13 protein-coding genes are annotated in these 12891 nt (G+C 69.1%); 12 read left to right on the forward strand and 1 reads right to left on the reverse strand.

Translation table 11 applies throughout. The features are described 5' to 3' along the window. The first annotated feature begins 74 nt into the window (after positions 1-74). The 6 genes from WC969_09215 to WC969_09240 all read left to right on the forward strand — a co-directional run bounded on the left by WC969_09215 (position 75) and on the right by WC969_09240 (position 7010). A complete protein-coding gene (locus tag WC969_09215) occupies positions 75-2573 on the forward strand; it encodes an ATP-dependent Clp protease ATP-binding subunit (protein ID MFA6030020.1) in 2499 nt (832 codons plus the stop codon). Positions 2574-2602: 29 nt separating this feature from the next. Next, complete coding sequence (locus WC969_09220; protein ID MFA6030021.1) at positions 2603-3664, forward strand: serine hydrolase; 1062 nt, start codon at positions 2603-2605, stop codon at positions 3662-3664. Further along, positions 3657-4175, forward strand: coding sequence for a hypothetical protein (locus WC969_09225; GenBank protein MFA6030022.1), 519 nt, complete (start codon positions 3657-3659; stop codon positions 4173-4175). The genes WC969_09220 and WC969_09225 overlap by 8 nt, the downstream gene beginning before the upstream one ends. 125 nt (positions 4176-4300) lie before the next feature. Further along, on the forward strand, positions 4301-5395 hold the full coding sequence (gene recA / locus WC969_09230) for a recombinase RecA (GenBank protein ID MFA6030023.1): 1095 nt from the start codon (positions 4301-4303) through the stop codon (positions 5393-5395). A gap of 84 nt (positions 5396-5479) precedes the next feature. Beyond that, positions 5480-6346, forward strand: a complete 867-nt coding sequence (locus WC969_09235; GenBank protein MFA6030024.1) for a tyrosine recombinase — start codon at positions 5480-5482, stop codon at positions 6344-6346. A 91-nt stretch (positions 6347-6437) separates the two neighbouring features. After that, positions 6438-7010: a hypothetical protein gene (locus WC969_09240; GenBank protein MFA6030025.1), complete on the forward strand. Its 573-nt coding sequence runs from the start codon at positions 6438-6440 to the stop codon at positions 7008-7010. A gap of 59 nt (positions 7011-7069) precedes the next feature. On the opposite strand, the gene WC969_09245 is transcribed toward WC969_09240, so the two are convergent. Beyond that, positions 7070-8419 carry a thiolase family protein gene (locus WC969_09245; GenBank protein MFA6030026.1) on the reverse strand — a complete coding sequence of 450 codons (1350 nt, stop codon included), beginning with the start codon at positions 8417-8419 and terminating at the stop codon, positions 7070-7072. A 55-nt stretch (positions 8420-8474) separates the two neighbouring features. Between WC969_09245 and WC969_09250 the strand changes: the two genes are divergently transcribed. From WC969_09250 to WC969_09275, 6 genes are all read left to right on the forward strand, one after another. Next, on the forward strand, positions 8475-9800 hold the full coding sequence (locus WC969_09250; GenBank protein ID MFA6030027.1) for a glycosyltransferase family 4 protein: 1326 nt from the start codon (positions 8475-8477) through the stop codon (positions 9798-9800). 163 nt (positions 9801-9963) lie between these two features. Then, a complete protein-coding gene (locus WC969_09255; GenBank protein ID MFA6030028.1) occupies positions 9964-10539 on the forward strand; it encodes a GNAT family protein in 576 nt (191 codons plus the stop codon). After that, positions 10539-10919, forward strand: coding sequence for a response regulator (locus WC969_09260; GenBank protein ID MFA6030029.1), 381 nt, complete (start codon positions 10539-10541; stop codon positions 10917-10919). The genes WC969_09255 and WC969_09260 overlap by 1 nt, the downstream gene beginning before the upstream one ends. Positions 10920-10999: 80 nt before the next feature. Continuing rightward, complete coding sequence (locus tag WC969_09265; GenBank protein MFA6030030.1) at positions 11000-11698, forward strand: response regulator; 699 nt, start codon at positions 11000-11002, stop codon at positions 11696-11698. Then, positions 11698-12408: a winged helix-turn-helix domain-containing protein gene (locus WC969_09270; protein MFA6030031.1), complete on the forward strand. Its 711-nt coding sequence runs from the start codon at positions 11698-11700 to the stop codon at positions 12406-12408. Before WC969_09265 ends, WC969_09270 begins: the two co-directional genes overlap by 1 nt. A gap of 6 nt (positions 12409-12414) precedes the next feature. Continuing rightward, complete coding sequence (locus WC969_09275; GenBank protein ID MFA6030032.1) at positions 12415-12792, forward strand: response regulator; 378 nt, start codon at positions 12415-12417, stop codon at positions 12790-12792. The last annotated feature ends 99 nt before the right edge of the window (positions 12793-12891 follow it).

A 12891-nucleotide genomic window follows, 5' to 3' on the forward strand; every position in this document is an offset into this window, starting at 1 on the left:
GCCGGGGAAATCGTCCGGCGGCGCACCGTTTTCAGCCGCGAGACGCAGGCGGATACGACTCGAACGAGGTCATCATGTCCAACCGATTCACCGAAAGGGCGCAGCGCGTCATCCTCATCGCTCAGGAAGAGGCCAAGCGCCTCAACCACGACTACGTCGGGACCGAGCACATCCTCCTCGGCCTCATCGCCCTCGGCGAGGGCGTCGCCGCCCAGGTGCTCGCGAACCTCGGCGTCGACCTGCGCCGCGTGCGCGCCGAGATCGAGAAGATCGTCGGCACCGGCGACAACGTGATGCTCCTCGGCGAGATCCCCTTCACGCCCCGCGCCAAGAAGGTCCTCGAGTACGCCGTCGAGGAAGCCCAGCACATGGGCCACTCGTACGTCGGCACCGAGCACCTTCTGCTCGGGCTCATCCGCGAGGAGGAGGGCGTCGCGGCCCGGGTGCTCGAGAACCTCGGCCTGCGCCTCGACGTCGTGCGCGAGGAGGTCCTCAACCTCCTCGGCGAGGGCGGCCAGCAGCCCAACGCCGGCGGCGGCGGCCCGCAGGCCGGCGCTCAGGGCGGTCCGAAGGAGGGGGGCGCGAAGAGCAAGAGCAAGACACCGACCCTCGACGAGTTCGGCCGCGACCTCACCCAGCTCGCCCGCGAGGGACGGCTCGACCCCGTCATCGGCCGCCTCGACGAGATCGAGCGCGTCATCCAGATCCTCGCGCGACGCACCAAGAACAACCCCGTCCTCATCGGCGACCCGGGCGTCGGCAAGACCGCCATCGTCGAGGGACTCGCGCAGAAGATCATGAGCGGCGACGTCCCCGAACTGCTCGCCGGCAAGCGCGTGCTCACCCTCGACCTCGCCTCCGTCGTCGCGGGCACGAAGTACCGCGGCGAGTTCGAGCAGCGCCTCAAGAACATCATCGAGGAGATCCGCAAGGCGAAGGGCCTCATCATCCTCTTCGTCGACGAGCTCCATACGATGATCGGCGCCGGCGCCGCCGAGGGCGCCATCGACGCCTCCAACATGCTGAAGCCCGCGCTCGCGCGCGGCGAGCTCCAGTGCATCGGCGCGACGACGCTCGACGAGTACCGCAAATACATCGAGCACGACGCCGCGCTCGAGCGCCGCTTCCAGTCCGTGCTCGTCGACCCGCCCAGCGTCGAGGACACCGTGAAGATCCTCGCCGGCCTGCGCGACAAGTACGAGTCGCACCACAAGGTGAAGTACCTCGACGAGGCCCTCAAGGCCGCCGCCGAGCTCGCCGACCGCTACATCACCGACCGCTTCCTCCCCGACAAGGCCATCGACCTGCTCGACGAGGCCGGCTCCCGCGCGCGCCTGCAGACGACGCAGGCCCCCTCCTCGTTCAAGGAGAAGGACGTCGAGATCGAGGGCGTGGTGAAGGAGAAGTCCTCCGCCATCGCCGGACAGGAATACGAGAAGGCCGCCCGCCTGCGCGACAAGGAGAAGGACCTGCGCAAAGGCCTCGAGGAGATGAAGAAGAAGTGGCGCGACAAGCGCGACCTGACGGTCCCCTCCATCGGCCCCGACGAGATCGCGGTCGTGGTCAGCAAGTGGACCGGCGTCCCCGTGACGAAGCTCACCGAGGGCGAGACCGAGAAGCTGGTGAACATGGAGGAGGTCCTCCACAAGCGCGTCATCGCCCAGGACATGGCCATCAAGGTCATCAGCCAGGCCATCCGCCGCTCGCGCACCGGCCTCAAGGACCCCAAGAAGCCCATCGGGACCTTCCTGCTGCTCGGGCCGACCGGCGTCGGCAAGACCGAGCTCGCGCGCGCGCTCGCCGAGGCGCTCTTCGGCAACGAGGACGCGCTCATCCGCATCGACATGTCCGAGTACATGGAGAAGTTCGCGGTCAGCCGCCTCATCGGCGCGCCTCCCGGCTACGTCGGCTATGAAGAAGGCGGGCAGCTCACCGAGGCCGTGCGCCGCAAGCCCTACTCCGTGGTCCTGCTCGACGAGATCGAGAAGGCCCACTCCGACATCTACAACATCCTGCTGCAGATCATGGACGACGGCGTCCTCAACGACAACCTCGGCCACAAGGTGTCGTTCAAGAACTGCGTCGTCATCCTGACCTCCAACATCGGCGCCCGCCTGATCACCAAGGGCAAGACCCTCGGCTTCGCCGCCGCCGAGGCGAGCGCCGATCGCGACTACCGCGACATGAAGGACACGGTCATGGACGAGGTCAAGCGCGTCTTCAACCCGGAGTTCATCAACCGCATCGACGACATCCTCGTCTTTCAGGCGCTCAACGAGGTCGACATGACGAAGATCCTCGACCTCATGCTCGGCCGCGTGCGCAAGAAGATCGAGGCGCAGGGCTTCAAGGTCGAGTTCTCCGACGAGGCCAAGAAGTTCCTGGTCAAGACCGGGTTCGATTCGAACTACGGTGCGCGTCCCCTGCAGCGCACGATCCAGCGCTACCTCGAGGACCCGCTCGCCGAGGAGATCCTGCTCAAGAAGTTCGACGCCAACGGCACGATCTACATCGACCTCGACGGGCCCGGCGAGAAGCTGAGCTTCAGCAAGCAGCCGGCGCAGAAGGTCTAGCCGGAAGGCCGGAAGGGAGGTCTCTCGGGATGGCCGCACGCTTCCCGTCGCCGTCCAGGCGCAGCTGGGTGCCCGTCGCCGTCGCGCTCGCGGCGGCCGTCGCGTGCGCCGTGCTGACGCGCACCGGGTTCCCGACGGCCGAAGGCCCCCGTTCCTCGCCGGCGCCCGCGGCGCCCGCCGCGGCCGACGGAGCCCCGTCGCTCCCCTCCGAGTCTCGCATCGAGGTCCGGCAGGTCCAGACCTCCTCCGAGGACCCCTTCCGCCAGCGCTTCGACGAGATGGGCGCGCAGCTCGAGAAGGAGGCGCGCCGTTATCCGGGCCGGATGGCCATCTACGTCAAGGACCTCAAGCGCGGCTGGGAGTGGAGCACCCACGCCGACGACCTCTTCCCCTCGGCCAGCCTCATCAAGCTCCCCATCATGATCGGCGTCTTCGAGAAGATCAGCCGCGGAGAGCTCGCCCTCAGCCAGGAGCTGACGCTCAAGCGCCGGCTGCGGGTGGGGGGCTCCGGCTCGCTGAAGTGGTGGCGCGACGGCTCGAAGCTCACGGTGCGCCAGCTCATCGACCACCTCATCGTAGAGTCGGACAACACCGCCATGCGGATCCTCATCGACGAGGTCGGCATGGGCTACCTCCAGCGCCAGTTCCAGCAGATGGGCCTCGTCTACACCGAGATCTACCCCGAGGGTCTGAGCCTCCAGAGCGGGAACGTGAAGTACGAGAACTTCACCACCGCCCGCGAGATGAGCATGCTCATGGAGAAGATCTACCGCAAGGAGATCGTGGACCCGTTCTCCGACGAGCTCATGCTCGAGATCCTCAAGCACAAGCGGGCGCGCTCGCGCCTGGCCAAGTCCCTGCCCGTCGGCTGGGAGATCGCGCACAAGACCGGCCTGCTGCGCCGCGCCTGCCACGACGTCTCCATCGTCTTCTCCCCCGACGGCGACTACGTCCTGACCGTGCTCACCGGCCAGAACGCGAGCTACCCGTACGCGAAGGAGTACATCGCGCGCATCGGGAAGATCACCTACACCCATTACAAGACCGCCCTCGACCTCTACGCGAAGGCGGGCCGGCGCGAGCGTGAGTAGGCGCGCTTTTCTCGCGGGCGTCCTGGCGCTCCTCGGCGCCGCCGTCGTCTGCGCCGAGACCGTGCGCATCCAGCGCTACCTCGCCAGCCTGCAGCTCGGCGACACCCTCGACGTCGTGCGCCGCATCTATCCGCCCGCGCGGGACTGGTCCTCGCATCTGGAGCCCGGCGGCGAGGTTCGCCGCTATGAGATCGGACGCGCCTTCGCGAAGAGCTTCCCCGTCGGGGTCGAGACGCTCCGCCTCGGCCTGCGCCGCAACCGGCTCGTGCACGTCCAGCTGATCTACGACCTCGACACCTCGCGCAAGAAGCCCGTCGACGAGCTCGTCGTCGACTACGCGCTCGCCTACGGCGAGCCGCGGCGCACCGGGCGCGCCTTCTGGTGGAGCGACGGGGACACGATCCTGCGGGTCTCCGAAGTGGCGGTCCCGGTGCTCGACGCCGGGCGCGAAGCGGCCGAGCTGCGCACGAGCGCCGAGCTCATGAGCGCGGAAGTCTACGGACGGCGCTAGACGCGCGGTCCAAGGGAACTTTTCCGCGGTCCCGTTCGTAGTCCTTGCGGAGGCCGCCGGAGCAGGGCGGCCGCATGTGGTAGAATACCCGTACGACGTCCAGAATCCCGACGGAGGATACGCCGATGACGAGCACCCCTGACAGCGCGAAGAACAAGGCCCTTGAGCTGGCGATGACGCAGATCGAGAAGGCGTTCGGCAAAGAGGCCGTCATGCGCCTGGGCGAGCGCGGCTTCAAGACCCGCGTGGACGTCATCCCGACAGGGGCGCTCTCCCTCGACCTCGCGCTCGGCGTCGGCGGACTCCCGCGCGGCCGCGTCGTCGAGATCTACGGTCCGGAGTCCTCGGGAAAGACCACCCTCGCGCTGCAGGTCGTCGCGCAGGCGCAGAAGCTGGGCGGCACGGCCGCCTACATCGACGCCGAGCACGCCATGGACCCCGGCTACGCGAAAGCGCTCGGCGTGGACACCGACAACCTCATCATCTCCCAGCCCGACTCCGGCGAGCAGGCCCTCGAGATCACCGAGAAGCTCGTGCGCTCGGGCGCGCTCGACATCATCGTCGTGGACTCGGTCGCCGCGCTCGTGCCCCGCGCGGAGATCGAGGGCGAGATGGGCGACCAGCACATGGGCCTGCAGGCCCGGCTCATGAGCCAGGCGCTGCGCAAGCTCACCTCCTCGCTCGCGCGCTCGCGCACCTGCCTCGTCTTCATCAACCAGATCCGCCACAAGATCGGCGTCATGTTCGGCAACCCCGAGACGACGACCGGCGGCCTCGCGCTCAAGTTCTACGCCTCGGTGCGCCTCGACATCCGCCGCATCGAGAACCTCAAGCAGGGCGACGAGGTCTACGGCGCCCGCTGCCGCGTCAAAGTGGTCAAGAACAAAGTCGCCCCGCCCTACCGCCAGGCCCTCTTCGACATGATCCACGGCCACGGCATCTCGCACGAGGGCTGCCTGCTCGACCTGGGCGTCGAGAACGGCGTCATCGAGAAGTCCGGCTCGTGGCTCACCTACAAGGGCGAGCACATCGGCCAGGGGCGCGACGCCGCGAAGAACAACCTGCAGGCGAACACGGTCCTCGCCGCCGAGATCGAGAAGGCCCTGCGCGCGAAGTACGTCGTCGGCGCCGCCCAGGAGCCGGAGGCGGAGAAGGAGCCCGCGGCCGTCGCCGCCGCGGACCCCAAGCCCGCCAAGCCCGCCCGCAAGGCCGCTCACTGAGCGGCGGGCCCGCCGCGCGCGGGCCGGAGGCGCGTCATCGCCGTTAAAGGCGAAGGATCCGGAAAGCCGGCCGAGCCGCCGCTGCTGACGGAGTTCGTGCGCCACTGCGCGCTCGAGCGGGGGCTCTCGCCGAACACCTGCAAGGCCTACGCTTCCGACCTCGCCGAGTTCCTGGCGTGGCTCGGCGCGCGCGATCCGCTGAAGGCCGATCCCCGCGTCCTCGCGGACTATCTCTGGCACCTGCGCGAGAAGGACATCGCGCCCGTCTCGGTGTTCCGGAAGATGGAGGCCCTCAAAGCGTTCTACCGCTTCCAGTCCGCCGAGGAGCGCGTCCTCGAGGACCCCACGCGCAAGTTCAGGGCCCCCAAGCTCCCCAAGCGCCTGCCGGAGTTCCTCACGACGGCCGAGCTCGACGCCCTTCTGTCGCAGCCCGACGGGGGGGACTACCCGCTCGCCCGCGCACGGACGATGCTGGAGCTGCTCTACGCGACCGGTCTGCGCGCCTCCGAGCTGCTCTCCCTGCGCCCCGAGTACGTCAATCTCGAGGAGGGCTGGCTGCGCGTGCTCGGCAAGGGCTCCAAGGAGCGCATGGTCCCCATGCATGAGCGCTCGCGGGCCGCGCTCCGGCGCTTCCTGCGCCTGCGGGAGGCGCGCTTCGCCGGAAAGACGACGGACCCCGAGATCTTCCTCGGGAGGGCGGGGAAGGCGCTCTCGCGGGTCCAGCTCTGGCGGGACCTGCGCGCGCTGGGGGTGCGCGCGCGCCTGACCCGCGAGCTCCATCCTCACCTGCTGCGCCACACCTTCGCGACGCACCTCCTCAAGGGCGGAGCCGATCCCCGCTCGGTGCAGGAGATGCTCGGTCACGCGAGTCTCACGACGACGCAGATCTACACGCACCTCGACGCCTCCGGACTGAAGAGGGCCCATGAAAAATTCCATCCTCGCCCGTGACCGGGAGAGCGGCCCCCGCCCTTCATCCCTCCCCCGCACGCGGAGGAGGGGCGTGGGGTGGGGGGGCGCAGTCGCTCTCTCGGTGGGACTGATGCTCCCGAGCTCCTCATGCCTGGCCGTCGAAAAGGCTTCCGCCGATACCGTGAAGATGGTCGAGTATTTTCTCAAGGCGCAGACCGCCGACCTTCCGGCCGAGAAGGTGCCGGACTTCCTCGCCGTGGACCCCGCGAGCCTGCCCGCGAAGCTTCAGCCGGGCTGGGCGGCGAAGCGCCAGGAGCTCCTCGCGCTCAAGAAGGTCGCGGAAGGAACCCGGAAGCCGCCCATCCGACGCATGAACGCCCCGCCCGCGCAGTGCGAGGCGATGAGGGGCGACCCGCGGATGCTGAAGGCGCTCAAGGAGGTCTCCGGCTTCGGAGAGATCACCGACGACGAGCTGGCCTTCGTCATGGAGAAGACGAAGTGCAGCGACTGCGAGCTCCAGGAGGAGTTCACGCTCATCGTCTTCCTCCTCGACAAGGGGCCGAAGAAGAAGCCGGAGCGCATCCTCCTCATGCACCAGAACGACATCTGCATGGCGATCATCGCGCGCTACCGGGCAGGGAAGAAGGGGAACCTCCAGGGTTCGGAGTTCTTCAGCATCGGCATGGCGCCGGCCTGCCATTAGGGGACGTTTTCCCTCACTGTCCTCCCCCGTCGGGGGAGGCAGTAAGGAAACTGAAGACGCTACGCCAGCCGCTCGAACACTAGAGCGGCGCCCATACCTCCTCCAGCACACGATGCGGCCATCCCGAATCTCGCCTTGGGGTCCTCGGCGAAGGCTCCGAGCAGGTTGAGGACGAGACGCGCGCCGGTCGCTCCGAGCGGGTGCCCGAGGGCTATGGAGCCGCCATTGGGGTTGAGTGCTCCGCAACGGTGCTTGGACTCCCAGTCGTGTCCGGAGAGTTCGCGCCCCGCTTTGAAGACCGAGAGCACCGTCGCCGCGAAGGGCTCGTGCAGCTCGATGCGGTCGAGCTCCTCGAAGCGGACGCCGGCGTTCTTCAGCGCGAGCGGGGCGGCGAGGGCCGGCGCGACGCCCATGTGCGCGGGGTCGTTGCCGCGGAAGTCCCAGCCGCGCAGCTCGGCCAGCGGGCGCAGGCCCAGCGCCTTCGCGCGCTGCTCCTCCGCGACCACCAGCATCGCGGCGCCGTCGGAGCGTCCGCAGGAGTTGAAGAGCGTCACGGTCCCCTTCGAGACGCCTTCCTCGAAGGCGCGGCCTCGGACGTGCGCGCCGAAGTCGCGGTAGAACTCGCGCATGCCGTAGGAGCCGCCGTCGAAGAGCGCCGGCGCCTTGGCGAACTTCGCCGGGTTGGCGGCCAGGTCCTCGCGCAGGAACGGATACTCGTCGCGCTCGACGCGCGCGCCGCCGGCTTCCAGCGTCCCCACGTGCCCCGCGTAGAAGCCTCTGCCCCAGGCCGCGAGCGCCCGCCGGAAACTCTCGGCCGCGTAGGCGTCCTGCGCCTCGCGCGCGACCCCGTACATCTGGGCGCAGACCTCCGCCGTCGCCGCCATGTTGAGGCCCCTCACCGGGTCGGTGAGCCCGCGCTCCATGGAGTCGACGATGGACACCGACGGGCTCGTGGGGAGCTCCGCCCACTTCGTCTTAACGGTCTCGAGGCTGCGAAGTTCCCGGGACGCGCGCGAACCGGCGATGGAGTAGGGCAGGCGCGACATGGACTCGACGCCTCCGGCGAGGTAGGCCTCGCCTTCCCCGGCGAGGATGCGGCGCGCGGCCTCCGCGACGGCTTCGAGCGAGGAGACGCAGTTGTTCTGGACGGTGACCGCCTGCGCCGAGATCGGGAGGCCGGCGTCGAGGAGGGCGACGCGCGCGAGGTTGGGAGCCTCGAAGTCCTGTCCGACCCAGCCGACCACCAGGCCGTCGACTTCTTCTTTCGGGAGGAGGGTCCGCTCGAGCGTCGCCTCCAGCGACGCGCGCAGCAGCGTCCGCGGCGTGAGCGGGGCCAAGGTGCGGGCGATGTGTCCGATGGGCGTGCGCGCGCCGCCGCAGACGACGATCCTCCGGTCTTTCGAGTGCATGTTCCCTCCGCTCGGGCACGCCGTTCTACCTTCCCGAATGTTATCATGGAAAAGCTTGAAGAATCTGCTGTTCGTCGGCGCGCATCTGGGCTACCCGATGGATCGCACGCCGCTGGGCGGGGGCGCGATGGTCGGCCTCCATCTGCTGCGCCGCTGGAGCGCGGCGTCCGGCGTGCGCGTCCTCGCCCTCGGGCCGGGCTCCGCCGTCCCCTGCGGGGGGGTCGAGTATCATCGGCTCGAGACGGGGCTCGGACCGGATCCGGAGCTCGTGAAGCTCTCCGAGCTCGGCTACGCGCGCTTCAGCCGGTCCTTCGAGGCCGCCGCGACGCGGTTCATCCTCTCGCGCGAGCGCGAGCTCCCTCCGGGGGAGACCGTCGTGGTCGTCAACGACGTCACCGAGGCCCCCGACCTGCGGGCGCTCGCGCGCGGAGGCTGGCGGGCGATGTCGCTCTGGCACGTGGACGTCGTCGACTACTTCAACCGGATGTACCTCGGCGGCCTTCTGTCTCCCGAGAGGGCGACGGCCCTCTGGGACCGAGCGGCGCGCGCGGGCCTCGACGCGCTGCTCCCCGACGTCCTCCACCTCGTCTTCGCGAAGCAGAAGGCGGTCGTCGAGGAGTCCTGGCGCCTCGCGGTCCCCTCCCGCGCGATGGCGCGCACGCTCGCACGCTGCTATCCCGGCCGGCCGCGCGACGGCAAGCCGCCGGTCGCCGAGCGCACGCGCGTCGTCCCCTGGGGAGTCTGGGAGGAGCCCGCGGCGCTTTCCGAGACGGAGCTCGAGCGCGAGGCCGCGCGCCTGCGCGCGCACTTCCAGCTCGGCCCCCGCACGAGGGTCCTCATGACGCTCAGCCGCATCTCCCCCGAGAAGGGTCTCGAGCGCCTGCTCGGGGCGCTGCGGAGCGTCGAGGGCGAGTTCCCGGACCTCGCGGTCTTCATCTGCGGCGAGCCCGCCTTCATGCGCGGAGTCTCCTACGCGCGCGCCGTGCGCCGCGCGGCGGCCCGGCTGTTCCGGGCCCGCGTCTTCTTCCCCGGCTATCTGGACGCGGAGCGCAAGCGGGTCTTCTTCCGCGTCGCGGACCTCTTCGTCTCACCCTCGCGGCACGAGAGCTACGGGCTCACCATCGCCGAAGCCCTGCGCGAGGGGGTCCCGGTGCTCGCCTGCGGGCACTACGGGGTGGAGGAACTGCTGGAGGAGGGGTACGGGCGCCGCCTGCGCGAGGACGAGCCGGCCGAGGCGGGCCTCGCGCGTGGATTGCGAGAGCTTCTCGCCGACCCCGCGCGCCTGCGGGCGATGGGAGCGAAGGCGCGCGAGGCCTCGCGGCGCATGGGTTTCGAGCGTTCCGCGGACCGGCTGCTCGAGGAAGCGCTCTCGATACTCTGAGGGTTTTTGCGCCCGCCGCTCATCAACGGCGGTGCCAGACACGCCAGGGTTGCCGGGTGTCAGGCACCGAGCGGAGTGGCGGCGGGCGACTTCATACGCCCGCGCGCGCCCGCGTACGGAGACTCTTGAAAAAAAGGGACGGAAAAATCGTAAAATCAAGACAATGTCCCCGGAGTCCGTCCAACCCTCCGACTCCCCGTCTCCCGCCGCGCTCAGCGGGCGCAAGGTCCTGCTGCGTCCTCTTCAGGAGACCGATGCCGAAGCCCTCCTCGAGGCGGCGGAGTCCTCCCGCGAGGCGCTGCGCCGCTGGGTCGACTGGGCTTCGACGCCGCTGAACCTCCAGGGGGAGCTCGATTTCGTCCGCCGCACGGGCTCGGTCCCCGACCATGTCTGGGGGCTCTTCGAGCTGCGCACCGGCCGCCTGGCGGGCGCCGCCGCCCTGCGGCGCCTCGAGCCGGAGGAGCGCGCTCAGGCGCGGCTCACGCTCTGGGTCCGCGCCGACCGGCAGGGGCGCGGCTACGCGACCGAGGCGGCCCGTCTCCTCGTCGAGCACGCTCTTCGCCGCATGGGCCTGCATCGCGTCGGCGCCCGCATCGACCCCGCGAACCGCTCCGCGCGCAAAGTCCTCAAGAAGGCGGGCTTCCGCTACGAGGGCTGCCTGCGCGACGACCGGCGCGCGCACGGGCGCTGGGTCGACCAGGAATGCTGGGGCTTCTTGAAGTCGGATTGGAAACGCTGATGAGCGTCAAGGCGAAGAAGAAGATCCTTGTCGCCGACGACGACCAGGAGTGCTGTGCGCTGCTCAAGGATTTCCTGGAGGAGCGGGGCTACCACGTGACCCTCGTCCAGGACGGGGCCCGGCTCTATCATGTCGCGCCCGAACTGATGCCGGACCTCATCATCTCCGACCTCGAGATGCCGGGGCTGAGCGGCGGGACGGCGCACGCGCTGCTGAAGGCCAACGAGAAGACGAAAGCCATCCCGGTCATCTTCATCACCGGCCAGGCGCCCGACCGCCAGGCGCGCCTCGTGGAGTTCCGGTCGGAGACGCCCATCCTGCGCAAGCCGCTGAACCTGCGCGAGCTGGCCGATACGGTGGCGGACATCCTGGGCGAGTGAAACATTTAACAATTATGTTCTTGAATTCCACTGGAGCGGGACCTACACTGACTCGGTCGCCCCGCCGAGAGTCCTAGCGCATGGCCACGATACCGCAGATCGCCGCTTACATCCGTCAGCACAAGGACCGCTATCCCCTCGCGGCCCTCAAGGCCCAACTGCTCAAGCAGGGCATCTCCGAGGCCGACATCGAGCAGGGCATCCAGCTCGCGAACGCTCCGGCTGCCGCGCCGGCGTCTCCGCCGGTCCCTGCACCGGTCCAGCCCGCGCCGCAACCGCAGGTGCGGCCCGCTCCGGCCCAGCCCGCGCCCGCTCAGTCCGCCGCCGCCCCTGCGACGCCGCCCGGCGCCGCTCCCGTGGTCGCGGCCGCCTCCGCTCCGCCGGTCGGCCGTACCTACGTGCTCGTCGTCGACGACGACCAGCTCATCCGCGACATGATGGTCAACAAGCTGGAGGGCGCGGGCTATCGCGTCACCTGCGCCGAGGATGCCGCGCAGTCCGTCATCCAGGCCGAGGGCATGCGCCTGGCGCTCATCATCTCCGACATCGAGATGCCCGGGTTCGGCACGGGCGTCGACGCGCTCAAGAAGCTGCGGGCCTCGTCGTACATCCGCAAGAACCTCCCCGTCATCTTCGTCACCGGCATGCCTCCGGCCGAGGCGCGCAAGATCGTCCCGAAGACCGATCCCTACGTCCGCCTCCTCCACAAGCCCGTCGACTGGAAGCTCCTGCGCCAGTACATCAAGGAGCTCACCGGCATCGACAAGTCCCTGGACTGATGTCCCAACTCGTCTTCTGGGTCGTGCAGCCGGACCCCGCGGTGGCCAAGCGCTGGGAGTACCTCTTCACCCGGGAGGGCTGGGGGGTCGAGGTGGAGAAGGCCTTCGCGCCCTTCGCCGCGAAGGCTGCGAGCGCCCGGCTCGGGCTCGCGCTCATCGCGCACGCGGCCTTGGAGTCCGGCTCCGACTCCATCCGCCAGCTCAAGCGCCAGGCCTCCGGGCTCTCCGTCATCCTCACCTCGCACGCCGCGCTGGACCCCGAGAAGGTCATCGACTTCCTCGAGGCCGGGGCCGACGACCACTTCCTCGACACCCTCGACGACCGCCTCCTCCTCGCGAAGCTGAAGGCGCATCTGCGCCGGGCCCTGCCGAGCATGGCCTCCGCGCTCGACGTCCTCCGCTCCCCCGACGGCGGGATCAAGCTCGACCGCTCGCAGCAGCAGGTATGGGCCAAGGACGCCCGCGCGAAGTGGGCCGCGCTCAAGGACCTCACGCCGACCGAGTTCAAGATCCTCGCGCTCTTCCTCGAGCAGCCCGGCCGCGTCTACGACCGCCGGGACATCGTCGAGTCGATCTGGCAGGGCGAGGGCGGGGACATCCGCCCCGGGACGGTCGACAAGCACATCGAATCCCTGCGCCGGAAGCTCGGACGCCTCGGCTCGCGGGTCCGCACGGTCTACGGCGTCGGCTACGGCTACAGAGAGGATTGAACGGACATGAGAACGATCATCGTCGCCGACGACGACTCGATGTTCCGGGAGCTGGTCACCGAGATCCTCAAGCAGGGCGGCTACAAGGTCCTCGCCGCGGAGGACGGGTTGGCCGCCTGGAACCTCATGCAGAAGCAGAAGGTGGACCTCGCGGTGCTCGACCTCAACATGCCCAACATGGACGGTCTCGAGCTCACGAAGAAGATCCGCGGCGACGCGCGCTACAAGGATCTGCCGGTGCTGATGCTCACCATCCGAGCGCTCATCGAGGACCAGGTCGCCGGCTACGACCGCGGCGCCGACGACTACCTGACCAAGCCCTTCGACAACAAGATGCTGCTGACCCGCGTGAAGGTCCTCGAACGCCGGATTCTCCCCCAGTAGACCGTCCAACCCCGGATCGAGCGGTGCCGGACAATCCCATTAAGTCTTCGTGATTTATTCGTGAATATCCGGGATTATCCGGCTATCTTCCCTATAGGC

Source organism: Elusimicrobiota bacterium, assembly GCA_041660925.1.
Classification (GTDB): Bacteria; Elusimicrobiota; Elusimicrobia; order UBA1565; family UBA1565; genus JBAZUV01.